The 22,442-nt window shown below is 62.4% G+C and carries 23 protein-coding genes; 9 read left to right on the top strand and 14 right to left on the bottom strand.

Annotated features, from left to right (window positions below; all coding sequences use genetic code 11):
- Positions 1–35: 35 nt before the first annotated feature.
- The 5 genes from AB6809_RS09455 to AB6809_RS09435 all read right to left on the bottom strand — a co-directional run bounded on the left by AB6809_RS09455 (position 36) and on the right by AB6809_RS09435 (position 4,224).
- Entirely contained in the window at positions 36–947 is a 912-nt protein-coding gene (locus tag AB6809_RS09455) for an acyltransferase family protein (RefSeq protein ID WP_371026434.1), read from the bottom strand.
- 15 nt (positions 948–962) lie between these two features.
- A complete protein-coding gene (locus AB6809_RS09450; protein ID WP_258196111.1) occupies positions 963–1,739 on the bottom strand; it encodes an SGNH/GDSL hydrolase family protein in 777 nt (258 codons plus the stop codon).
- Positions 1,740–2,052: 313 nt separating this feature from the next.
- Positions 2,053–3,291: an acyltransferase family protein gene (locus AB6809_RS09445; RefSeq protein ID WP_371026433.1), complete on the bottom strand. Its 1,239-nt coding sequence runs from the start codon at positions 3,289–3,291 to the stop codon at positions 2,053–2,055.
- A 271-nt stretch (positions 3,292–3,562) separates the two neighbouring features.
- Positions 3,563–3,907, bottom strand: a complete 345-nt coding sequence (locus AB6809_RS09440) for a hypothetical protein (RefSeq protein ID WP_029971355.1) — start codon at positions 3,905–3,907, stop codon at positions 3,563–3,565.
- A 104-nt stretch (positions 3,908–4,011) separates the two neighbouring features.
- Positions 4,012–4,224: a DUF3820 family protein gene (locus AB6809_RS09435; RefSeq protein ID WP_006048800.1), complete on the bottom strand. Its 213-nt coding sequence runs from the start codon at positions 4,222–4,224 to the stop codon at positions 4,012–4,014.
- Positions 4,225–4,366: 142 nt separating this feature from the next.
- On the opposite strand from AB6809_RS09435, the gene AB6809_RS09430 reads away from it, so the two are divergent.
- Both AB6809_RS09430 and AB6809_RS09425 read left to right on the top strand, forming a co-directional pair.
- Positions 4,367–5,419, top strand: coding sequence for an NADP(H)-dependent aldo-keto reductase (locus tag AB6809_RS09430; protein WP_006048801.1), 1,053 nt, complete (start codon positions 4,367–4,369; stop codon positions 5,417–5,419).
- A 211-nt stretch (positions 5,420–5,630) separates the two neighbouring features.
- Complete coding sequence (locus AB6809_RS09425; RefSeq protein WP_006048802.1) at positions 5,631–6,053, top strand: hypothetical protein; 423 nt, start codon at positions 5,631–5,633, stop codon at positions 6,051–6,053.
- 81 nt (positions 6,054–6,134) lie between these two features.
- Here the strand turns inward: AB6809_RS09425 and AB6809_RS09420 are convergent, their stop codons facing one another.
- Positions 6,135–6,962, bottom strand: coding sequence for an ABC transporter permease (locus AB6809_RS09420; protein WP_371026432.1), 828 nt, complete (start codon positions 6,960–6,962; stop codon positions 6,135–6,137).
- A gap of 75 nt (positions 6,963–7,037) precedes the next feature.
- Positions 7,038–7,952 (bottom strand): nodulation factor ABC transporter ATP-binding protein NodI, encoded by a 915-nt coding sequence (gene nodI / locus AB6809_RS09415; protein WP_006048804.1) that lies wholly within the window; start codon positions 7,950–7,952, stop codon positions 7,038–7,040.
- Between the two features lie 275 nt (positions 7,953–8,227).
- Here nodI and AB6809_RS09410 point away from each other — a divergent pair, with 275 nt between their 5' ends.
- Entirely contained in the window at positions 8,228–8,692 is a 465-nt protein-coding gene (locus AB6809_RS09410) for a universal stress protein (RefSeq protein WP_006048805.1), read from the top strand.
- Positions 8,693–8,777: 85 nt separating this feature from the next.
- Here the strand turns inward: AB6809_RS09410 and AB6809_RS09405 are convergent, their stop codons facing one another.
- The 3 genes from AB6809_RS09405 to lexA form a co-directional block, all read right to left on the bottom strand.
- Positions 8,778–9,479 carry a DUF2939 domain-containing protein gene (locus tag AB6809_RS09405; protein ID WP_371026431.1) on the bottom strand — a complete coding sequence of 234 codons (702 nt, stop codon included), beginning with the start codon at positions 9,477–9,479 and terminating at the stop codon, positions 8,778–8,780.
- A 129-nt stretch (positions 9,480–9,608) separates the two neighbouring features.
- Positions 9,609–9,989, bottom strand: coding sequence for a hypothetical protein (locus AB6809_RS09400; protein WP_006048807.1), 381 nt, complete (start codon positions 9,987–9,989; stop codon positions 9,609–9,611).
- Positions 9,990–10,096: 107 nt separating this feature from the next.
- A complete protein-coding gene (gene lexA / locus AB6809_RS09395) occupies positions 10,097–10,759 on the bottom strand; it encodes a transcriptional repressor LexA (protein WP_006048808.1) in 663 nt (220 codons plus the stop codon).
- Positions 10,760–11,070: 311 nt separating this feature from the next.
- Between lexA and AB6809_RS09390 the strand changes: the two genes are divergently transcribed.
- From AB6809_RS09390 to AB6809_RS09365, 6 genes are all read left to right on the top strand, one after another.
- Positions 11,071–12,129, top strand: a complete 1,059-nt coding sequence (locus tag AB6809_RS09390) for a sulfate ABC transporter substrate-binding protein (protein ID WP_371026430.1) — start codon at positions 11,071–11,073, stop codon at positions 12,127–12,129.
- Positions 12,130–12,281: 152 nt separating this feature from the next.
- Complete coding sequence (gene cysT, locus AB6809_RS09385; RefSeq protein ID WP_006048810.1) at positions 12,282–13,184, top strand: sulfate ABC transporter permease subunit CysT; 903 nt, start codon at positions 12,282–12,284, stop codon at positions 13,182–13,184.
- Positions 13,181–14,260 (top strand): sulfate ABC transporter permease subunit CysW, encoded by a 1,080-nt coding sequence (gene cysW / locus AB6809_RS09380; protein ID WP_371026429.1) that lies wholly within the window; start codon positions 13,181–13,183, stop codon positions 14,258–14,260. Before cysT ends, cysW begins: the two co-directional genes overlap by 4 nt.
- Entirely contained in the window at positions 14,260–15,318 is a 1,059-nt protein-coding gene (locus AB6809_RS09375) for a sulfate/molybdate ABC transporter ATP-binding protein (protein WP_371026428.1), read from the top strand. The genes cysW and AB6809_RS09375 overlap by 1 nt, the downstream gene beginning before the upstream one ends.
- Positions 15,319–15,403: 85 nt before the next feature.
- Positions 15,404–16,330 (top strand): CysB family HTH-type transcriptional regulator, encoded by a 927-nt coding sequence (locus tag AB6809_RS09370; protein WP_006048813.1) that lies wholly within the window; start codon positions 15,404–15,406, stop codon positions 16,328–16,330.
- A gap of 111 nt (positions 16,331–16,441) precedes the next feature.
- Positions 16,442–17,473, top strand: a complete 1,032-nt coding sequence (locus tag AB6809_RS09365; RefSeq protein ID WP_371026427.1) for an asparaginase — start codon at positions 16,442–16,444, stop codon at positions 17,471–17,473.
- 134 nt (positions 17,474–17,607) lie between these two features.
- Here AB6809_RS09365 and AB6809_RS09360 read toward each other — a convergent pair whose 3' ends face one another.
- The 4 genes from AB6809_RS09360 to gcl form a co-directional block, all read right to left on the bottom strand.
- On the bottom strand, positions 17,608–18,009 hold the full coding sequence (locus tag AB6809_RS09360) for a DUF3597 domain-containing protein (protein WP_006048815.1): 402 nt from the start codon (positions 18,007–18,009) through the stop codon (positions 17,608–17,610).
- 597 nt (positions 18,010–18,606) lie between these two features.
- Positions 18,607–19,515: a 2-hydroxy-3-oxopropionate reductase gene (locus AB6809_RS09355; RefSeq protein WP_371026426.1), complete on the bottom strand. Its 909-nt coding sequence runs from the start codon at positions 19,513–19,515 to the stop codon at positions 18,607–18,609.
- 112 nt (positions 19,516–19,627) lie between these two features.
- Positions 19,628–20,437, bottom strand: a complete 810-nt coding sequence (gene hyi / locus AB6809_RS09350) for a hydroxypyruvate isomerase (RefSeq protein WP_371026425.1) — start codon at positions 20,435–20,437, stop codon at positions 19,628–19,630.
- A 103-nt stretch (positions 20,438–20,540) separates the two neighbouring features.
- On the bottom strand, positions 20,541–22,316 hold the full coding sequence (gene gcl / locus AB6809_RS09345) for a glyoxylate carboligase (RefSeq protein ID WP_371026424.1): 1,776 nt from the start codon (positions 22,314–22,316) through the stop codon (positions 20,541–20,543).
- Between the last annotated feature and the right edge of the window lie 126 nt (positions 22,317–22,442).

Below are 22,442 nucleotides of genomic sequence, written 5' to 3'. Positions count from 1 at the left end.
TAGTCAAAAACACAGTCGTATGCCTACCCGCTATTTTAAGTGGGAGACCGTGTCCGGTGATTCAAGGGGCTACTCCATCCATAAACGTAAACTCCGTATGAATAGTCTCCGGGAAGTTTAAGCGCTTTGATGGGCCTTAGTGTCATCAGCCATAGCGGCGTCAGCAGGAAGGCAGCATAGAACGCGTATTCAAACACTGGTCCGTTTCGAAGCAGCCATGCAAGGAGATAGGTACCGAGCACCACTCGCGCGTCGATGCGGATTTTTTCCTTGAAGAGTGCCAGCAAGACGCCAAATGAAAAGAACGCCGGTAGGCGTCCAGCATCATTGTTGTTGGGCAAGCCAAAGATTGAGATGCTGTCTGGTCGATACAAAAACCAAACGATCACTGCACCGCAAGCAAATGCCGCAACGACCTTCAATCGCAATAAACCACACATGGCAAGCGCGAGTAACGCTGCATACATGAGGAGCTCATAGCAGATTGTCCAAAGCGAGCCATTCGCATCCTGGTATGCATTATTCTGGAACACGCCCGGCATCACGTAACCCATATAGGATTGCTTGAAAATGTGGATGTACATCCAGGTGTTCCCGAAATATTGGCCTAAAGGTAGCGAGGTCAACATGGGGCCGATGACGAGCATGCAAATGGAGCCGCTCACGATGAGCGCCGGGAAAATGCGGAATACTCGGGCGACGGCGAACTTCACCGGCGACGGCTGGCGAAGCCAGCTAGACGTGACGAGAATCCCACTGAGGAAGAAGAAAAACTTGACCGCAAGCGAGCCGGAGTAGTCGAAACCCAAAAGCGCTCCGATTGGCTCATGCTCGCCCTCGCGAGGAGACAGCGCGAAAGCGTGCCCCCATATCACCGCCAGGGCGGCGATCAAACGAAACAGATCCGCGTTGTTATTTTCACGCCGAAGAGCATCATCGAGTGTCATTGATAAGTGCTCCTGTCACTTGCTCGCCGACAACGTCGCGTGCATATTGTTGAGCCCGGACTGGAGCCGGTATGCGACAAGCTGAGCGATGATCTGATGGCCAAGGTCATTAGGATGGATCGGGTCCGCTGTGCGCTCCATGGGATCGAATTTCCCGGCCTTCTCCAAAGGCATGATGGCCTCTCGCAGGGCGATCATTGGCACGCCGAGTTCCCGACCGATTGGGATCTGGTTGTCTTCCGCGCTTGACCACTTACGATCCATCGTGAAAAGCATCAGTACGGCTGGATGATTGGGCGCAGCCAGGATGCGCTGCACGACTCGCTTGTAGCTCGCTCTCATCTCTGGAGTGATGGCATCGTTATTTGCCCACTCGGTAATTACGAAGTCTGGCTTGTATCTCAGTAGGTCTTTCTGCAGGCGCTTGTCGCCGTATTCGGAATTCGTCTGGCCGATCCCGGCATTGACAAGCCTCATCCTGCTTTTCGGAAAGGTCGCTCGCCACCAGCCGAACACGCGGCCCACATAGTTTTTTTCCTGACTCGTCGCCCATGCACCTTGCGTGATTGAGCCGCCGATCGCGGCAATGGTTATCGGTTTACCCGCCCGGGCTTTCTCGAAAACTTTCCAAAGGCGCGAATCGTCTCCGTATTGGATAACCGACCGGTTCAGTGCGGCTGGGTCGACGACGCAGGATTGAGGCAGCTTCGGATCTGTGATGTAACACTCGGGTCCCGCTGCATGGGCGCAGGTGCACGCGAGAAAGCATGCAACAGAAATTATTTTTATCACGTTGTAAGAAAGTGTAATAACCCGGACCGGGATAGTACACTTATTAGCCGACGCACGCCTAATGCATCGCCGACTGTAGTCACTACGCGACCAATTCGGCCAACACTTGATGCCCGGGTCGTTGCATGGCGAGGACCGGATGCCTTCTTCATACAGGGTGCTTCGCGCATGCTTTGAGACCGACAGCCGACGTCGAACACAAACGGGCAATCCCTTCCGCTATCGCACATCGCCAGCAGCCGTTGCGCTGCCTGACGGCGCTAATGCGCGGGCAAGTAGACACCGGGCCGCATTTCTCGGACAGGAGAAAGAACTAGCGTTTGTATTTCTGGTTCTTGTTCATCATCGAGCCGACGCTTTGCGGCGATTGCGTCGGCTCGATTTTGACTGCATCGCGCTTGCCTATGCGAGTTAGCGATTTTCCAAGTTCGATAAAGGGCCGTTCGATTGCCGCAAATGTGATCGATGCAGCGACACACAAAACTGCTGCGCAGATCAGTAGCGCTGTCCAATAATGCGTCGGCGAGAAAAGCGCCCAGGCTTTGAATGGCGCATGCCAGAAAAGAAGCGTCAGTGGGATGCCTTGCAACAGGTAGATTCCATAGCTGATGTGCCCCATGCGCTGCGCGGGCCGCAGCAAAAGCAGGCCGAACAGGTCGGCGCCGCTGCAAATCAGGTAAAAGGCAATCCCAATGAGGGCGATCTGGATCACGCCCGCGTGTGTCCTGGCGAACGAGAACATTATCGCTAATGCGGTAAGCGCCATGATCGACATCCAGTTAGCGCTGAGCCGCGGCTTGATGCCCTCGTGCAACAGTGATGCGGTCAAGATGCCACAAAAAAATGCAGCGGGAAGGCACCACAGGTCAGACTGCGTTGTGAGAATCAGGGCGAACGACGCGGCCAGACCGACGACCGCAAAAGTCAGGTGCATTCTCAGCTGAATAAATATTGCAGTGATGATCAGTGAGAAGTAAAACCACCATTCATATTTGATACTCCATGTGACTCCCATCAGGATGAATATAGTCCACGGGAATCCATTAATCGGTTTCATATCGTCGTTCAGGCCGAGCGCGAACCACCGGCCCAGATTCGAGACCATTGAATCCAACGGTTCTCGCAGTTCAAAGCCGGTTCGCCAGAATACGATGAGAGTCATTGCCAGAATGGAAAAGACGTAAAGCGGGCCGATCCTGAAAAGACGACCGATATAAAGTCCTTTCCAGTCCGGTCGGCCGTCACGCTTCAATAGGCGCGTCCAGAACAGGTAGGCTGTGATCATGAAAAAGAGCATCACCGCGACGCCGCCGAGCGGTCTGTAGAAAAGGGAGTCGCTCGCGATCCATTGGCCATTCGCCTGGTAGTTATAGCTGATCAGGCCGTGGTAGATCATGACGGACAGAGCCAGGAATCCGCGCAAGCCGTCGATGGTGACGACTCTCCCAGAGTCTCCACCGACAGTGTCCACAAACCTGAATAGGGGCAGCGCAAACAGGCAGCACAACGCCGCCATGACGACAAAGTACGGCGCGATATTGTAGAGGCCCATGTCCCATATCTTTCTTAGGATCGGTGCGGACGAGTCTACATGAATTGGTAAGGATTTCAGCGGCTCGAGCGCAGGCATGGCGCGGCCGCCCGGTCCGGCTTCTTGGAGAAATTGCGATTGGGTTCGGCTCGTTTGTGAGCCCCGTAGCGACCCGAAGAATTTCAGCGGTAAGCTTCAGTAGGCATTTGCAAGCGGCGTCGTGAGAAACCACAACGCCGCTTTTGTTCTACCGCACGGATCGCGGCAACCATCGTCGCATGAGCTTCGAGCCTCAATGACTCCGCCCGCCATGCCCGCCGCCGCCACTCCACGAGCTGCCGCCGCGCGATCCACCATAACCGCCGCCATGCCAGCCGCCACCGCCGTGGCCGCCATGCCAATCACCGCCGCGCCAGTGGCCGCCGCCGCCGTGGTAGCAGCAGGAGCCACCCCAGCCGCCCCAGATCCCGACCGTGCCGTATACCGGCGCGTACGGTGCGTATGGTGCGCCGTACGCATAACCATAGTCGGGGTAATACGGCTGCGCGTAGCCGTAGTCATAGCCGGGCGCGACCGCGCATCCGCTCACGCCCGCTGCAATCGCCAGCCATGCCATCGATGCAAAGAGTCTGCTCACGATCGTCTCCCGTCCCCATACGTCCTCACTAAAGAGTCAGAAAGATCGCGCGCCCGGGAGTTCAGCCGTATTTGTGTCCTCGCGTTACAGCGCGGCCCGCGCCGTTAGCGCTTGCGCAAAGGCTCGATCAGCGACGACAAACCGTTGTGGTCGATCTCATGCATCAATGCAAGCAGCCGTCCGATCTCGCCGGGCGGAAAGCCCTGACTCGCGAACCAGTTGAGGTAGTGGCCGGGCAGGTCGGCGATCAGGCGGCCCTTGTACTTGCCGTAGGGCATGACGCGCGTGACCAGCAACTCGAGGTGTTCGGGATTCATCGTGATTCGATCGACGCAAGGAAGGTTGAGCGCGGCGCATCTTCAGACGCCCGCGACGACGGCATTTTAGCTGTGCTGCAGGCATCGCGCGGGCGTGGTAACGTCAGCGGTTTATGTTCATACAACCGATAGGACAGGTTCAATGGAATACCGCAGACTCGGCGATTCGGATGTACAGGTCAGCCTGATCGGGCTCGGCACGATGACGTGGGGCGAGCAGAACACCGAGCAGGAGGCGCACGCGCAGATCGACTACGCGCTCGATCACGGCGTCAACCTGATCGATACGGCGGAGATGTATCCGGTGCCGCCGCGCGCGGAAACGCAAGGCTCCACCGAGCGCTTTATCGGCACCTGGCTCGCGCAGCATCGCAGCGCACGCGAGAAGATCGTGCTGGCCACCAAGATCGCCGGACCCGCGCGTCAGCCGCACAATCCGCGTCATATCCGCGGCGAAACCAATCAGTTCGACCGCAAGAATCTCACCGAGGCGCTCAACGACAGCCTTAAGCGCCTGCAAACCGATTACGTCGATCTGTACCAGTTGCATTGGCCCGACCGCAACACGATGACGTTCGGCCGCCCGGCCTATCCGTGGGTCGACGACGAATACACGGTGCCCATCGAGGAAACGCTCTCCGTGCTCGCCGATTTCGTGAAGGCGGGCAAGGTACGCCATGTCGGCGTCTCCAACGAAACGCCGTGGGGCGTCGCGCAGTTCCTGCGCGCGTCGGAGAAGCTCGGCTTGCCGCGCATCGTCAGTATTCAGAATCCGTACAGTCTGCTTAATCGCACTTACGAAGTCGGGCTCTCCGAGTACGCGCATCGCGACAACATCGGCTTGCTCGCGTATTCGCCGCTCGCGTTCGGCTGGCTGTCGGGCAAGTACGAAGGCGGCGCGCGTCCGGCAGGCGCGCGCATTTCGCTGTTCGAGCGCTTCCAGCGCTACAGCAAGCCGCAAGCGGTTCAGGCCACCACGCGCTACGTCGAGCTGGCGAAGCGGCATGGTCTGTCGCCCGCGCAGTTCGCGCTCGCGTTCGTGAACAGCCGGCCGTTCGTGACGAGCAATCTGATCGGCGCGACGTCGCTCGATCAGTTGAAGGAGAACATTGCGAGCGTCGACGTCAAGCTCTCGCAAGATGTGCTCGATGAAATCGACGCATTGCATCAGTTGCAGCCGAACCCCGCGCCCTGAGTTCGCACGGACATGCAACGAAAGGCAAATGTGCCTGCCTGTCGGCAAATCACGACCTAAACTGTGGTGAGCAGTACGGGCTTGTCCTTCTTATCCGGCACGTCGTAAGTTAACGGCGCGCGCGAATAATGCGACTCGGCCCGTGAATCGGCAGCCGCGGCGGTTGTTCCGCCGCGCTGCACAAAACACAGCACCAGGACTAGGACATCGAATGGCTCAACAAAAAACAAACCCAAAACTCGAGCAGGCGCTGACGCGCGGGGATCTTGCAATCCGTCAGGCGAATTCGGCGCGGGCGACTGCGTTGCTGCGCGCGCTGGCCAAGATGATCGTCGAGGCGTCGGCGACCATCGGCGTGGAGGCGTTCACGCTGATTCCGGACGGCGACAAGATTTACGATCCCGCCGACGGCCTGTGGCCGCAAGAGCTGCAAATCTCGCTCGACGGTCCCGTGGAAGACGCCGATCCCGACGAGATTCGCACCGTGCGCCTGATCGCCGACGACCCCGGCACCGTGTTTCGCGTGGAGTGGCAGCGTGCCGACGGCAAGATCGGCCGGCACGAAGGCGGCCCCTTCGCGACGGTCGCGTTTATCTCGGACGTCGACATTCCGTGGACCGACGACGAGGACTGAGTCCGCGGCATCGCCATCACCGTCATGCGCGCTCATTCGCGGGCGCCGGCTCCTTTGGAGGACCGCGCGCGAAGACGCCCGCTACTTCATCATCCTGCGCCGGAACAGCACCGCCGACACAATAAAGCCGCCTACCGCATAAACCGTCAGCACGACGACATGCGATAACGCGTTATCGAGCGGGCGCGCCAGCATCGCCGGGCGGAGCAGATCGACGGCGTGCGCCAAAGGCAGCACTTGCGCCGCGCCGCGCGCCGCCGCGGGCAACTGCGAGATCGGGAAGAACACGCCCGAAAGCAGCAGCATCGGCGTCAACACCAGCGTCTGATAAAACATGAAAAAGTCATACGACGGGGCGAGCGCGGTCACCACCATCGCGACACTCGCGAACGCCAGTCCCGTCAGTACGATGACGGGCAGCGCCAGCAGCATCGACGGAAAATTGGCGTAGCCGAGCGCGCCCGCCACGAGCATGATGGCCACGCCCGACAGCACCGACTTGCTGGCCGCCCAGATCACTTCGCCGAGCACGATGTCGCCGAGCGTCAACGGCGTGTGCATGATCGCTTCCCACGTGCGCTGTACGTGCATGCGCGAGAAGCCGGAATACATCGACTCGAAGCTCGCCGACATCATCACGCTCGACGCGACCGTGCCCGCGGCGAGGAACGCGATGTACGACACGCCATCCACGCGGCCGACCATCAAGCCCAGACCGAAGCCGAGGCCGAACAGATAGATCATCGGATCGGCGAGATTGCCGAACATCGACGCGAGCGCGAGCTTTTTCCACACGAGGTAGTTGCGGCGCCACACGGCGATCCAGTTGACCGCGTTGGCGGGCAGTGCGGCGAGCGGCGCCTGGCTCGGCGGCCTCGCTTCGTTGCTTCGGTAGGTGCGTGCATCCATTGCGTGTCTCGTGCGGGGTTTGGTGCCGTGATTCTCTAGTGTCTCTTTCGGTGTCTCGTGCCGGATCGACGAAAGTCAGTCCTGCATCTCGCGGCCCGTGAGCCGCAGGAACACATCCTCCAGATTCGCCGGACGATGCAGATAGCGCAGATCCGCGCGCTGCTTGAGCCGCGCGTGCACCGGCGCCGCGTCGTTCACGTAACAGAAAAGCGTCTCGCCGCTGATTTCCGTGCGCTGCGCGAGCGGCGCGAGCTCGTCGCGCAACGCGAGCGGATCGGGGCCGAAAATCTCGATCACGTCGCAACCGATTTCCGATTCGATCAGCGCCCTCGGCGCGCCTTCCGCGATCTTGCGTCCTTCCTCGATCACGCACAGCCGGTCGCATAACCGCTCGGCTTCCTCCATGAAATGCGTGGTCAGCAGGATCGTCTTGCCGCGCGCGAGCAGCGAGCGCAGCCGCTCCCAGATCAGATGCCGCGCCTGCGGGTCGAGGCCGGTGGTCGGCTCGTCCATGATCAGCACGTCGGGATCGTTGACGAGCGCCCGCGCGAGCGTCAGGCGCCGCTTCATGCCGCCCGACAGCTCGCTCACGCGCGCGTCGGCCTTGCTTTCCAGACGCGCGAATTCGAGCAGCGACGGCACCATTGCGCGGCATTGCGCGCCGCTCAGGCCAAAGTAGCGGCCGAAGACCAGCAGGTTCTCGCGGACGGTGAAGTCCGGGTCGAGGTTATCGAACTGCGGCACGACGCCGACGCGTGCCCGCGCTACGCGCGCGCGGCCTGGAATCGGCTCGCCGCACAGATGGATCGCGCCGGCGTCAGGCGCGGCGATGCCGAGCAGCATGCGCAGCGTGGTCGTCTTGCCCGCGCCGTTTGGTCCGAGCAGGCCAAAACATTCGCCGGTGTCGACGTGAAACGACAGTCCGTCGACTACCTTCTTTTCGCCGTAGCTTTTTTCAACCTGGTCGAACTGGATGGCGGTGTCGGGCATGAATGAGATCGACGTCACGGAAAAGGCGTGAATGGCCGGGAAGGCTGCTCATTCTAGGCCATCGGCTGCGAACGGGTGGCCGCTGCGGCGCGCGCTCAGAGCCGCTTCTTGCACCGCCGCATGAACGCCGCCGACGCTGTCGCAACGGCGCGAAGCTCGTATGCACAAGGCAGGGGCACGCACGAGTTGCACTTAGCGTTTTCCATCCCTTGCAAGCTGAATTGCGGCGCACCATGATTAACTCAGACCGCGCTTTTGCGGAAAGGGGAAATACCATGGCGAGCTACCAGAAAATCCTGCTGTGCTACGACGGCTCGCGTGAAGGCCGCAAAGCGCTGCGCTGCGGCGCCGATCTTGCGCTGGACCTCAAAGCGGAAACGCATCTGCTCTCGGTCGTGGACATGCGCTCGAGCATCGCGCAAAGCGCGGGCCTGCTGACCGACGTCGCGTGCGGCAGCTTCGAAAAGACCGCGCGGGACATTCTGCAAGAAGGCGTGGACTGGCTGACGGAGCGCGGCGTGCGGGCTCAAGGGCACTTTGCGTTCGGCCATCCGATCGACGAGATCGCCAATCTCGCCAATGAACTGCATGTCGACCTCGTAGTGGTCGGCCACCGCTGCCGCACCGGCTTGTCCCGATGGTGGATGGGCGCGGGCAACACGCCGCTGCTCGACCGCGTGTCGTGCAGTATCCTGGTGGCGTGTTCATCGGCGCAGGAGCAGCAGCAAGAGGCGGCCTGAGCACACGGCTCGCGCTTGCGAGCTTCGCGGTGCGAGTGCGGCTGTCGAATTCGCGAACTCCAACGCCCAAGCGCCGCGCTCCCTCTCACTCGTTCAGATTGACCGCGGCCAGCTTCCACGTGAACAGGCCTTCGCGCAGGAAGATCGCGGAGTAACGCGCGTCGCCGGCGCCGTGCTGGTATGTAACGACGAATTCGTTGATGCCGCGATAACCGGCGGTGGTTTCCGGCGGCTGCGGCGGCGTGGCGCCATGCGCCGCGTTGCCTTCTCCACCGGAGTTGGCGCCACTGCCGGTTCTTTGATCCGCGCCGCTTTGATCGACATTATTAGCGCTGCCCGGCACTCCCGGCGCAGATCCATTTCCCGCAGCCGGATTGCTCGCAGCCGGCGGCGCGGGCGGCCGTTCGCCCGGTACGCCGCGCGGCGGCATGCCGTTGAGCAACGCGGCCACGCCGTCGGGCGTCGCATACGCATCGACTAGCGGGCCGATCAATGCGACGCCGATCATCGCGCCGATCGCGGCCAACGGGTTGCCGTTTCCGCGCGAGTCGAGCCGCCGCGTCAGCAAACCCGTCACCTGCTGCTTGAGGCTTTCGCGCAACGCCGGGAAATCGACGTACTGATTCACCGTCTGCGCGTCGCGCGCGTCGGCGGCGCGTTTGAGGTTGTTGAGCGCGATATACGGCGATGCATAGCCAAAGCCCAAGCCGGCGATTATCGCGATGACGATCAGCGCGACGACAAGCGGACGAGCACCGCGCTTCTTGCGTATTGATACTGCTGCCATGGGCCGGGATTCTCCATCAGGTGTGATCGAACGTGGACCGGCGTTGCGCCGAAACGATCCCCACTCATGATTCTCGTTCGATGCGACGAACGACGTTTCCCGCAACGCGCCCGCACACCTTACCGCACATCAGGACTCGAACACCGCGCCCTGGACGTTGGTTTCGTCGGCGATGCAACGGTCGATCATTCTGCACACCGCGTCCATGGTGCCGACCATGATGAGCCGCGACGGCCCGTGATAAACCCGTACCGGCGCACGGCGCGCCGGCTCCGCGGTATTGAGCCCGGAATTCAGCGACACCCGCGCGAACGCCGGCAACGACGACGGCAACAAAGACGCCTGTAAAGATGACGAAGCGGCATGCGCACCGGAGCCGTTCACCGGCGAGTCGAACAGCGACGCAGTGGCGGCCGTGGATGCTTCAATCAGTGAGCAGGGCACCAGTTTGCGCAGATGGCGCAAACGGCCGAACTGGCGAAACGGCAACAGGCGGGCAAGGCGTTCCATGAGGCTCTCCGGGCGATTCAACGTGTGTGCTGCGGTAGTGAGTGGCAGGCGAGGGTTGATCCGCCTGTGTACGGTGTACTGACAGGCGACCAACCCGGCAGGCGCGATCAGAACTCGCCGGGGCGAATCAGACCGACAGCAATGCCTTCCAGCGCGAAGTCCGCACTGCCTGTCTCGACAAAGATGTTCTCGTAATCGGGGTTCTCGGCGATCAGCTCTATACCGTTGGGCCGGCGCTTCAGGCGCTTGACCGTGACGTCGTCGCCGAGGCGGGCAATGATGATCTGGCCGTCTTTCGCCTCGCTTCTTTTCTGCACCGCGAGCAGGTCGCCGTCGAAGATGCCCGCGTCGCGCATGGACAGGCCGCGCACCTTCAGCAGGTAGTCGGGCTTGCTCGAGAACAGCGCCGGGTCGCACGCATAGTGCTGCGCGATATGTTCCTGCGCGAGGATCGGGCTACCGGCCGCGACCCGCCCGATGAGCGGCAGCGACAGTTGCATGATGCTCGGATGCGGCAGCGTGAACTGATGCTGCGTGCCGTCCTGCCCGAAGTCCTGGCTGGGCAGCAGACGGATGCCGCGCGACGCGCCGGCGGCGAGTTCGATCACGCCCTTGCGGGCAAGCGCCCGCAAATGCTCTTCGGCCGAGTTGGCAGAGCTGAAGCCCAGCTCGGCGGCGATCTCTGCGCGGGTGGGCGGAAAGCCGGTGCGTTCGATCGCCCGGCGGATCAGATCGAAAACCTGCTGCTGTCGTGCGGTGAGTTTTGTCATGGCGCCACTGTATGTATGAACAGGTGACTGTATTTTTATACAGTATTCGGCGCAATTCAAGCTTTACTTTAAGTTCGCGCTCAAGCACCGCGCTGTAACGTCGTCAATCGACGTCAAAACATCGGTTTGCATGCCGCAACGCCTTGTCTGGCTGTCATTACCACTTTTGCGTATTAAAAAATGAGGAAACATTATTTTTAATGATGAAAGCCCTTCGATAGACTGGCCTCCAGTCGCGCTCATGTGCACGTGACCCGACGCAAAACAACACCACTCGCAGCTTTAGCGGACCAACACGCGGAGAACAGGACATGAATCATCGCAACACGGGGCGGGCACGGACAACCCATAAGGCGCGGACCCTCATCGCCGCGCTCGCATTCGGCGCGGCGGCCGCGCTCGGCGTGATCGGCACAATCGGCCAGGCGCAAGCCGCCGACAACACGCTGCTGAACGTTTCCTACGACCCGACCCGTGAGCTCTATCAGGACGTGAACCAGGCGTTCGGCAAGGAGTGGAAGGCGAAGACCGGCGAAACCATCACGTTCAAGCAGTCGCATGGCGGCTCGGGCGCGCAGGCTCGCTCGGTGCTCGACGGCCTGCAGGCCGACGTCGTGACGCTTGCGCTCGCCTACGACATCGACGCGCTCGCCAACAAGGGCTTGATCGACAAGAACTGGCAGAAGCGCCTGCCCGACAACGCATCGCCTTATACGTCGACGATCGTGTTCCTGGTGCGCAAGGGCAACCCCAAGCACATTAAGGATTGGGACGATCTGACGAAGCCGGGCGTGTCGATCGTGACGCCGAATCCGAAGACCTCGGGCGGCGCGCGCTGGAACTACCTGGCCGCGTGGGCGTACGCCGCGCATCAGCCGGGCGGCAACGACCAGAAGGCCAAGGAATTCGTCGGCAAGCTCTACAAGAACGCGGGCGTGCTCGATTCGGGCGCGCGCGGCGCGACCACCAGCTTCGTGCAACGCGGCATCGGCGACGTGCTGATCGCGTGGGAAAACGAGGCGTTCCTGTCGATCAAGGAATTCGGCACGGACAAGTTCGAAATCGTCGTGCCGTCGGTGAGTATTCTGGCCGAGCCGCCGGTCGCGGTGGTGGACAAGGTCGTCGACAAGCACGGCACGCGCAAGCTCGCCGAGGCGTATCTAAACTTCCTGTACAGCCAGGAAGGCCAGGAAATCGCCGCGAAGAACTTCTACCGTCCGCGTTCGAACAAGGTGCCGGCCGAGTTGACCGCGAAGTTTCCGAAGCTGAAGCTCTACACGGTCGACGATTCGTTCGGCGGCTGGACCAACGCGCAAAAGACGCACTTTGCCGACGGCGGCGTGTTCGATTCGATCTATCAGCCGCAGTAAGTAGCATCGTCCAGGTCCGCGCCGCAACCCGGCGCGGACAGGGCAAACGCGACGCGCCGTCAGGCGTCGCGAAGGAGCGCGCCGCGGGCGCGCTTTTGGCCGATCGGGACGCCGAGGCCTGCAACACGAGCATCAACTGAAAGAGTACGAGCATGACGACGTTGACCTTCCGAAAGCCGAGCGCGTTGCCCGGTTTTGGCCTGACCCTCGGCATCACGGTGGCTTATCTGAGCCTCGTGGTGCTCATTCCGCTCGCGGCGACTTTTCTGAAAACGGCGACCCTCGACTGGAGCCAGTTCGTGCGCGCGGTCAGCTCGCCGCGCGTGCTCGCTTCATACCGGCTGACGTTTTTTTCCGCGCTCGGCGGCGCGCTGATCAACGCGGTGTTCGGCTTTCTGGTCGCGTGGGTGCTAGTGCGCTACACGTTTCCGTTCAAGCGCATCGTCGACGCGGTGGTCGATCTGCCGTTCGCGCTGCCGACGTCGGTGGCCGGCATTTCGCTCGCGGCCGTTTATGCGGGCAACGGCTGGATCGGACAGTTTCTCGAGCCGCTCGGCCTGAAGGTGGCCTTCACGCCGGTGGGCGTGCTGGTCGCGCTGACGTTCATCGGCTTGCCGTTCGTCGTGCGCACGGTGCAGCCGGTGCTCGAGGAGTTCGAGCGCGAACAGGAAGAGGCCGCCGCCTGCCTCGGCGCGTCGCGCTGGCTGACGTTTCGCCGCGTCGTGCTGCCGGCGGTTTTCCCGGCGTTGCTGACGGGCTTCGCGCTCGCGTTCGCGCGGGCGCTCGGCGAATACGGCTCGGTCATTTTCATCGCCGGGAATGTGCCGATGAAGTCGGAGATCACGTCGCTTCTCATCATCACGAAGCTCGAGCAATACGACTATGCCGGCGCGACCGCGCTTGCCGTGGTGATGCTCGTCGTCTCGTTCCTGATGCTGCTTTTCATCAACACGTTGCAGTGGTACTTGCAGCGCCGCACGAGCCGCGGCGGTTCCGGTCCCGCGCCCGCAGCGAGCGTGACGAGCGTCGCGGCGATTGGCGGAGGTGTGCAATGAGCCGCCAGTCTGTCGATAGCCTCAAGCCTGGCGACGGCGCCAACAGTGTTGACGCGCACGCCGCGCCTGCGCGCGCGCCGCTGAATGCAGCGCGCCGGCCCGATCCGGTGACCGAGCCGCCCGTGGTGCGCTGGATTCTCATTGGCATCGCGCTGCTGTTTCTCGCGCTCTTTCTCGTCGTGCCGCTCGTCGCGGTGTTTTATCAGGCGTTGAGCAAGGGGCTCGGCTTCTATCTGGAGTCGCTCGCGGACCCGGATGCGCTCGCCGCCATCAAGCTCACGGCGATTACCGCTGCGATCGCGGTGCCGCTCAATCTCGTGTTCGGCCTCGCGGCCTCGTGGTGCATCGCGAAGTTCGAGTTTCGCGGCAAGGCGCTGCTGACCACGCTGATCGATTTGCCGTTTTCCGTTTCGCCGGTGATCTCGGGTCTCATCTACGTGTTGATGTTCGGCGCGCAGGGATGGTTCGGTCCGTGGCTGCAGGCGCACAACATACAGATCATTTTCGCGGTGCCGGGCATCGTGCTCGCGACGATCTTCGTCACGTTCCCGTTCGTCGCGCGCGAATTGATTCCGCTGATGCAGGCGCAAGGCAACGACGAGGAAGAAGCCGCGCACGTGCTCGGCGCGTCCGGCTGGCAGATTTTCCGCCGCGTTACGCTGCCCAATGTGAAATGGGGCCTGCTGTACGGCGTGATTCTGTGCAACGCGCGGGCGATGGGCGAATTCGGCGCGGTGTCGGTGGTGTCGGGCCACATTCGCGGGCAGACCGACACGATGCCGCTGCACGTCGAAATTCTCTACAACGAATACAACTTCTCGGCGGCGTTTGCCGTGGCGTCGGTGCTGGCGTTGCTCGCGCTCGTGACGCTGGCGCTCAAGCTGCTCGCCGAGCGTCATATGTCGGCGGAATTGTCGGACGTGCGCGACGTGCCCGCACATGCTGGTCCTGTCACGCTGCCGTCGGCGCTGTCGGCGTCGTCGTCCGCAGCGTCGTCATCAGCCTCGTCGTCTGGCTCCAGGCCGCTCAAAACATCAGTCTCGCAGCAACACCCGCTCAAGCAAGGAGAGCTGTAATGGGTATCACCGTACGTAACCTGCAAAAGCGCTTCGGCGATTTCGTCGCGCTCGATAACGTCTCGCTCGATTTTCCGCCGGGCGAACTGGTTGCGCTGCTCGGGCCCTCGGGTTGTGGCAAGACCACCTTGCTGCGCGTGATCGCCGGCCTCGAATACGCGGATGGCGGCCAGGTCGAACTGCAAGGCCAGGACGTCGCCACGGTCGGCGCGCGCGAGCGCGAAGTGGGCTTCGTGTTCCAGCATTACGCGCTGTTCCGTCACATGACGGTGTTCGAGAACGTGGCGTTCGGGCTGCGCGTGAAGCCGAGAAAAGAGCGGCCGTCGGAAGCGGTGATCCGCGAAAAGGTGCATGAGCTGCTCAAGCTCGTGCAACTCGACTGGCTCGCGCAACGCTATCCGTCGGAGCTGTCGGGCGGCCAGCGGCAACGCATCGCGCTCGCTCGCGCGCTCGCCGTCGAACCGAAAGTGCTGCTGCTCGACGAACCGTTCGGCGCGCTCGATGCAAAAGTGCGCAAGGAACTGCGTAGCTGGCTGCGGCGTTTGCACGACGACCTCCATATCTCGACGATCTTCGTCACGCACGATCAGGAAGAGGCGCTCGAAGTGGCGGACCGCATCGTCGTGCTGAATCATGGACACGTGGAGCAGGTCGGCAGTCCGCAAGACGTGTACGACCATCCGCAAACCTCGTTCGTCTATGAGTTTCTCGGCGCGGCCAACCGGCTGCACGGCAAGGTCGACGCAAGGGGTTTCGTGGTGGACGGCGCGGCGTTGCCGGTTGCGATCAGCACCGACTTCAGCGGCCCGGCTTTCGCCTATGTGCGTCCGCACGATCTGCAGTTGTATCCGCAGTCGGCGGGGCACCGCGAAGGTATCGTCGTCGATGTGCGGCGTGTCGTGACGCTGGGCGGCTCGGTGCGAGTGGAACTCGCGGGCCGCGAAGGCAATCTGCTCGAAGCCGAACTCGATCGCGAATCATGGCGCGAGCTGCAACTCGCGGTCGGCGACGGCGTGACGGCCGTGCCGCGCGCGCTGCGCGTATTTCCGGCGCAATGAGCGCGCGAGCACCCACGCGCGACCCGATTCGATCCAACGCGACCCACTCCAATAATTCAACTTTCGCTGAACCGGACACTTCAACATGAACTTCCAGCAACTGCGCTTCGTGCGCGAGGCCGTGCGTCAGAACATGAACCTGACCGAAGTGGCGAACGTGCTGTACACGTCGCAGTCGGGCGTATCGAAACAGATCAAGGATCTGGAAGACGAGCTCGGCGTCGACATCTTCATTCGACGCGGCAAGCGGCTCACCGGCCTCACGGAACCTGGCAAGGCGGTGCATCAACTGATCGAGCGGATGCTGCTCGACGCGGAGAATCTGCGCCGCGTGGCGCGCCAGTTCGCGGATCAGGACAGCGGCCACCTCGTGGTCGCGACCACCCACACGCAGGCGCGCTACGCGCTGCCGAAAGTGATTCGCCAGTTCACCGAGGTGTTCCCGAAGGTGCATCTCGCGCTGCGTCAGGGCAGCCCGCAGCAGATCGCGCAGATGATCATCAACGGCGAGGCGGACATCGGCATCTCGACCGAGGCGCTCGACCGTTTCCCGGACATCGTTACGTTCCCGTGCTATTCGTGGCATCACGTCGTGGTCGTGCCGAAGGATCATCCGCTCGTCGGCCGCCCGAATCTGACGCTCGACGAAATCGCCGAATTCCCGATCGTCACGTATGACCAGGACTTCACGGGCCGCTCGCATATCGACCAGGCGTTCGCGAAAGCGGGCGCGCTGCCCGACGTGGTGCTGACCGCGATCGACGCCGACGTGATCAAGACCTACGTCGAACTCGGCATGGGCATCGGCGTGGTGGCCGCAATGGCCTATGACCCGAAGCGCGACACGGAACTGGTCGCGCTCGATACGCAGCATCTGTTCGAAGCGAGCACGACGCGCGTCGGCTTGCGCAAGGGCGCGTTCCTGCGCGCGTACGCGTACCGGCTGATCGAGATGTTCGCGCCGCAATTGACGGAGGCGGAAATCGCCGTGCAATTGCGCGAGGCGGTGTGAGCGCGCGGTTGTTTAAGCGATCCGCTTAAACGATCCGCTTAAGCGATCAAAGGGTTTGTGAGGACTTCAACGGCGCGAGAGGACGGCGCATCATCGCTTACAATCGCCGCCATGAACACACTGACTTCCTCTTCTTCATCAAGCGCTGTGGCGCCGCTGCCGCGCATCGCCGTGCTGGCGACCGGCGGCACGATTGCCGGCGCCGCCCCGGACGCCACCAACACTTCCGGCTATCAGGCCGGCGTGGTCGGCGTCGAACAATTGCTCTCCGTGGTGCCGGCGTTGTCGACGGTGGCGCGCATCGCGCCCGAGCAGATTGCGAGCATCGACAGCAAGGACATGGCGATGCCGCTATGGACCACGCTCGCGCAACGCATCAACACGCTGCTTGCCGCCGACGACATCGACGGCGTCGTCATCACGCACGGCACGGACACGCTCGAGGAAACGGCCTATCTGCTGCATCTGACCGTCAAGTCGGATAAGCCGGTCGTGCTGACCGCCGCGATGCGTCCGGCGTCCGCGTTGTCGGCGGATGGTCCGCTGAATCTGCTGAATGCGGTCACCGTTGCAGCGAATCCGGCCGCACGCGGGCAGGGAGTGCTCGTCGCGTTCAACAACAGGATTCACAGCGCGCGCGACGTGGTCAAGACGAGCACCTATGCCGTCGATGCGTTCCAGTCGCCGGAAATAGGCGCGCTGGGCTGGGTGCAGGACGGGCGCGTCGAGTTTCAGCGCAGCGTCGTGCGTCCGCATACGCGCGCGACCGAGTTCGTGATCGGCGCGAACTGGCCGCATGTGGAGATCGTCGCGAGCTATGCGGGCGTATCGCGTATCGCCGTGGATGCATTCGTGACAGCCGGCGTGCGCGGCATCGTGGTGGCGGGCACGGGCAACGGTTCGATTCACGCGTCGCTTGCGCAGGCACTCGCCGATGCAGCGTCGCAGGGCGTCGCCGTCGTGCGTTCGTCGCGCGTGGGTTCGGGACATGTGATGCGCAACGGCGCAGCCGCCGACGATGCACTCGGTTTCGTCAGCGCCGGCTCGCTCAATCCGTACAAGGCGCGCGTGCTGTTGATGCTCGCGTTGGCCGCGGGCGGCGCGGGGCCGGTTGCACTGCAAAAGGCGTTCGATACGTACTGATCGATCTCGCGCGAGCGGCCCGATTCAAAGTCGGAAACGTGTCCCGCAGATGAACGTCAAATGACAACGCGGCGCTCAGGTCATCGACCTGGCGCCGCGTTATCGTTTGAGCTTGACGTTTGTCGCGATGGGCGTCAGTCCGCCAGATCCGCGGGCAACTTGCCGCCGTTCGCCGCCAGCGCTTGCATTACCTGCTTGTGCAGCCAGACATTCATGCTCGCCGAATCGTTCGTGTCGCCGCTGTACTTCAGTTCGCGTGCGAGTTCCTTGCGATGCTCGAGGCTGCTGTCCACGCCGAGCGCCTTCAGCGTGTCGACGATCGACGTGCGCCAGTTCAACGTTTGGCCGCTCTCGCTGACGAACTGGTCCATCACGGCAGCGACGTCCACATCGGCCAGCGGCGCGGGCGCCGGTGCAGCCTGCGGTGCGGCAGCTTGCGCCGCTGCCGGGTCCGGTGTCGGCTCGACTGCCGGTGCGGGCTGGTCGGGCTTCGCTTTGCCGAAGAGCTTGTTCACGATGTCACCAAAGATGCTCATTCTGAATCCTTTGCAGATGGGTTACCGGCGCAAGCACATACCGCTCACGGGTTGAACACTGGTTGCGAGTCGTTGCAAGTCGTTTCGACTCGGGCGAACGAAGCAGGGCACATGCGCCGCAATGATCGGCAAGCCGTACGTGATCGCCGATACGCCCGCAACCAGACTCAGGGAGTGTAGGAGAAAAGCGCGGACCGAAGTGTCAAAAAAGGTCGTGCCGCGGACGCGGAGTTGCAAGCAAATGCAAGCGGACTTGCGAGCCAACGTGCGAGGCAATCTGCAAAGACAGGCGCTGGCAGGCGGCGCGCATGGCGCACCTGCTGCGAGAGATTGGCGGAAAGCGCATAACGATGAATCCGACAGCCGGACACCCGACGACGACGTCTGACCGACCAAGGCTTCCCCGGCGCCGCCGGGTGCCGCTGCGGACCCCACTTTGCCGCTCTCAGCCCAGAGCGGCTCGATTTGCCCGCTCCGCCACGATGCCGCGCGACGGAACAGGCGCCCCGCATTAAATTGCCGTGACGTGCCGAAGGAAGCGGCGTCGGCGGCAATCGTGTTACTGCGCTCCGCAAGCCGCGAAGCAACCTTGCGACATCAGGCCGCTTTCGCCTCGCTATCCGGCGCCTGCGCGACTTCATAGTTGGCCATGATCTCGAGCGCGCGAACCATCGCCGAGTGATCCCACGCCTTGCCGCCGTTCGCCGCGCACACGCTGAACAGTTGCTGCGCGCTTGCGGTATGCGGCAGCGCGATGCCGAGCTTGCGTGCGCCGTCGAGTGCGAGGTTCAGATCCTTTTGATGCAGTTCAATCCTGAAGCCCGGATTGAACGTGCGCTTCGTCATGCGCTCGCCATGTACTTCGAGAATGCGCGACGAAGCGAAGCCGCCCATCAATGCCTTGCGTACACGTTCCGGGTCGGCGCCCGAGCGCGACGCGAACAGCAGCGCTTCGGCCACGGCCTCGATGTTCAACGCGACGATGATCTGGTTCGCGACCTTGCACGTTTGACCCGCGCCGTTATCGCCGATCAGCGAGATGTTCTTGCCCATCAGTTCAAAGAGCGGCTTGGCCTGCGCGAACGCTTTTTCAGGGCCGCCGACCATGATCGTGAGCGTGGCCTCGCGTGCGCCGACCTCGCCGCCGGACACCGGCGCATCGAGATAGTCGACGCCGAGCGCATTGATCTTCTTCGCGAACGCCTGCGTGTCGAGCGGCGAGATCGAGCTCATGTCGATCACGAGTTTGCCCGCTGTTAGACCGGCGGCGACGCCGTCGTCGGCGAACAGCACGTTGGCAACGTCAGGCGTGTCGGGCACCATGATGATGACGATGTCGGCGGCTCGCGCGACGGCGGTGGAATCGGCCACCACGTTCGTGCTCTTGCCCAGGTCTTCCGGCACCGGATACGCGCCGTTCACGAACAGCGTGTGCCCGCCCTTGAGAAGGTTGCGCGCCATATGCGCGCCCATGATGCCGAGCCCGATGAAACCGATCTTTGCCATGTGTCTGAATCTCCAGTGTTTCCAGTGTTGTTTGCGCGCCCGCGAGGGGACGTGCTTCAAAAGCGCGCTGCGCCAGGTTCGAGCAATGCGATGAAGATGAATCGCGCCTCGCTCAGGCCGCCGCGTGCGCGGCGCCGCGCGTTTGCCCGGCCACGCTCTGCACCCAGACGAGGCCGGCCGTGGTGGTGGTGCGCGGCTTGTATTCGCAGCCGATCCAGCCGTCGTAGCCGATCGAGTCGAGCAGATCGAACAGGAACGGGTAGTTGATTTCGCCGGTGCCGGGTTCGTTGCGCCCCGGGTTGTCGGCGAGCTGGATGTGCGCGATGTGCGGCAGATTCTTTTTGATCGTGGCCGCGAGTTCGCCTTCCGTCCGTTGCATGTGATAGATGTCGTATTGCAGGAACAGGTTGTCCGAGCCGACCGCGCGAATCACGTCAAGACCTTCGCTCGAGCGGTTCAGCGCGAAGCCCGGAATGTCGTACGAGTTGCACGGTTCGACGAGCAGCCGGATGCCCGCTTTCTTCAGTTCGCCGGCCGCGAAACGCAGGTTATCGACGATGGTCGAGCGCGCCTTGTCGGCATCGACGCCCGCGCCAGGAATGCCGACGAGGCAGTTCAGTTGCGGCACCTTCAGCGCGCTCGCGTATTCGATCGCGCGGCCCACGCCTTCCTGGAATTCGCTCACGCGATCGGGCAGGCAAGCGATGCCGCGCTCGCCGGCTTCCCAGTTGCCCGCAGGCAGGTTGTGGAGCACGAGCTTGAGCCGGTTCTGCTGAAGACGCTCGCTCAGCTCGGCGATCGCATACGGATACGGAAACAGGAATTCGACGGCGTGAAAGCCCGCGTCCGCCGCCGCCGCAAAGCGGTCGAGGAACGGGACTTCGTTGAAAAGCATCGTGAGATTCGCTGCGAATTTCGGCATGGTGCATAGGTCTCGCTGGTCGGTCAGTGGAGTGGATCGTCATGCAGGCGCAACGCGGCCGCGCATCGCGCCTGCATGATCGAACCGGTGATGTCTTGCGATGTCAGTCGGCGATGCTGATTGCGGTGGGCGCGTCCTCGCGCGTCGTGGCCAGTTCCTCGAACTCGTTGATCGCGTCGATCTCGGCGCCCATCGAAATATTGGTCACGCGTTCGAGAATCACTTCGACGATGACCGGCACGTTGAACTCGGAGAGCATCGACTGCGCTTTTTGCAGCGCCGGCTTGAGTTCTTCCGGCTTGAACACGCGAATCGCCTTGCAGCCGAGACCTTCGGCCACCGCGACGTGATCCACGCCGTAGCCGTTCATTTCCGGCGAGTTGATGTTCTCGAAGCCGAGCTGCACGCAGAAGTCCATGTCGAACGCGCGCTGGGCCTGGCGGATCAGGCCGAGGTACGAGTTGTTCACGACCACATGCACGTACGGCAGCTTGAACTGCGCGCCGGCGGCGAGTTCTTCGATCATGAACTGGAAGTCGTAGTCGCCGGAGAGCGCGACGATCGGCCGTTGCGGATCGGCTGCGCGCACGCCGAGGGCAGCCGGAATCGTCCAGCCGAGCGGGCCCGCCTGGCCGCAGTTGATCCAGTTGCGCGCCTTGTAGACGTGCAGGAATTGTGCGCCGGCGATCTGCGAGAGACCGATCGTGCTCACGTAGCAGGTGTCCCGGCCGAACACCTGGTTCATCTCTTCGTAGACGCGCTGCGGCTTCATCGGCACGTTGTCGAAGTGCGTCTTGCGATGCATGGTTTGCTTGCGCTGCTGGCAATCGGCGACCCACGCGCTGCGGTCCTTCAGCTTGCCCGCGGCTTTCCATTCGCTGGCCACTTCAACAAAGAGTTCGAGCGCCGCTTTCGCATCCGACACGATGCCGAGGTCCGGACCGAACACGCGGCCGATTTGCGTCGGCTCGATATCGACGTGCACGAACTTGCGGCCCTTCGTGTAGACCTCGATGCTGCCCGTGTGACGGTTCGCCCAGCGGTTGCCGATGCCAAGCACGAAGTCGGACGCGAGCATCGTCGCGTTGCCGTAGCGGTGCGAGGTTTGCAGACCGACCATGCCGGCCATCAGCGGATGGTCGTCGGGAATCGCGCCCCACGACATCAGCGTCGGGATCACCGGCACGCCGACGGTTTCCGCGAACTTGACGAGCAGGTCCTCGGCGGCTGCGTTCAGCACGCCGCCGCCAGAGACGATCAGCGGCTTGTCGGAATCGTTGAGCAGCGTGAGCGCGGCCTCGATCTGCTTGCGCGTCGCCTTCGGCTTGTAGACCGGCAGCGGTTCGTAGGTGTCGATATCAAATTCGATTTCGGCGAGCTGCACGTCGATCGGCAGATCGACCAGCACCGGACCGGGGCGGCCCGAGCGCATCAGATGGAATGCCTGCTGGAACACGCGCGGCACGAGCGCCGGCTCGCGCACCGTCACCGCCCACTTGGTGACGGGCTTGGCGATCGACTCGATGTCGACGGCCTGGAAGTCTTCCTTGTAGAGACGCGCGCGCGGCGCCTGGCCCGTGATGGCCAGAATAGGAATCGAGTCGGCCTGGGCGGAGTAGAGACCGGTGATCATGTCGGTGCCCGCGGGACCCGACGTGCCGATACAGACGCCGATGTTGCCGGGCTGCGCCCGCGTATAGCCTTCGGCCATGTGCGACGCGCCCTCGACGTGACGCGCGAGCACGTGGCTGATGTTGCCGGCCTTGCGCATCGCCGAGTAGAACGGGTTGATGGCGGCGCCCGGCACGCCGAACGCGGTGTCGATACCTTCTTTTTCGAGCACCAGCACGGCGGCGTCGACGGCTCTCATCTTGGCCATGAATATCTCCTGAATGTCTTGGGAATTGGCGATTAAGGCTGTTGAACGCACTTTAGGCTCGACCTAAAGGTTTGATAAGATCAGTCCGCGTCGCTTATTTCGAAACAAAAAGTATGGAATGCCGGA

Origin of the sequence: Paraburkholderia sp. RCC_158 (assembly GCF_041355255.1) — a bacterium.
Lineage (GTDB): Bacteria > Pseudomonadota > Gammaproteobacteria > Burkholderiales > Burkholderiaceae > Paraburkholderia > Paraburkholderia graminis.
This window is presented reverse-complemented; position numbering and strand designations above follow the sequence as displayed.